The organism is Streptomyces sp. NPDC001056 (assembly GCF_053598955.1).
The window spans coordinates 1-1263 of the sequence record NZ_JBSFLI010000114.1 but is presented as its reverse complement, the minus strand read 5'-3'; the positions used below and the strand labels follow the sequence as shown (position 1 = coordinate 1263).

The 1263-nt window shown below is 72.0% G+C and carries 1 protein-coding gene; it reads right to left on the bottom strand.

The features are described from left to right. On the bottom strand, positions 1-1263 hold a 1263-nt coding region (locus ACWDD7_RS37780; protein ID WP_450460723.1), incomplete at both ends, for an MFS transporter.

Genomic DNA, 1263 nt, shown 5'->3' with positions numbered 1-1263 from the left:
GTCGTCGCCATGGCGCCGGTGGCGATGGCGCTCATGACGGGGGTGCCCATGGTGATGCCGATCTGCTGGCTCATGGTGGCGAGGCCGGTGGCCATGCCCTGTTCGTGGTCGGGCAGGCCGCTGGTGGCGGTGACCATGAAGCCGACGATGAGGAGCATGTTGCCGATGCCGCCGATGAAGGTGGCGGGCAGCAGCAGGCCCAGGCTGTGGGTGGTGGTGCCGAGCAGGAGGAGGGCGGCGGTGGCGGCGGTCTGGATGAGGGCGCCGGTGATCAGGGTGGCGCGGGTGCCGGTGCGGGCGATGACGCGGGGGGCGAGGGTGCCGCCCAGGACGGTGCCCAGGCCCAGGACGCCGAAGGAGAGTCCGGCGGCCAGCGGGGAGAAGCCCAGGACCTTCTGCAGGTAGAGGGTCATCAGGAAGACCAGGGAGGTCTCGGTGACGAAGGCGAGGATGCCGGCCACGTTGCCCCAGGCGACGGTGCGGCGGGCGAGGACGGTGACGGGGACGAGGGGGGCGGTGCTGGTGCGCTCGATGAAGTAGAACGCGATCAGCAGTGCGATGCCGGCGGCGAGTACGACGAGTGCGGTGGGGTTCGTCCAGCCGTGTTCGCCGGCCTGGGTGAAGCCGAAGACGACGGCGAGCAGGCCGAGGGTGACGCTGAGGGCGCCGGGCAGGTCCAGGCGCGGGCGGGTGGCGGGGCGGGACTCGGCGAGCACCATCGGGGCGATGACCAGGACGGCCGCGGCGACGGGCACGTTGATGAAGAACGACCAGCGCCAGGACAGCAGGTCGGTCAGGACTCCGCCGAGGATGGCGCCGGTGGTGAAGCCGGCCGACATCAGTGCCCCGTTCAGGCCCAGGGCCTTCTCCCGCAGGGGTCCTTCGGGGAAGGAGGTGGTCAGCAGGGACAGGCCGGCCGGGGTGACGGCCGCGGTGGCCAGGCCCTGGAAGACGCGGGCCACGATGAGCATCTCGGGGCTGGTGGCGAGGCCGCCGGCGAGGGAGGCCAGGCCCAGCACGGCCAGGCCGCCCAGGAACAGCCGGCGCCGCCCGAACAGGTCCGCGACCCGCCCGAACAGCAGGGTGAACCCGGCCGCGCACAGCGCGAACGCGGTCGCGATCCACTGCAGGTTGCCCAGCGAGAAGCCCAGGCCCTTGCCGATCACCGGCAACGCCACGTTCAGGATCGAGAAGTCCACCGCGAGCATGAACTGCGCGACCAGCAGCACCACCAGCGTCAGCCGCATCCGCGACGTCAGCCGC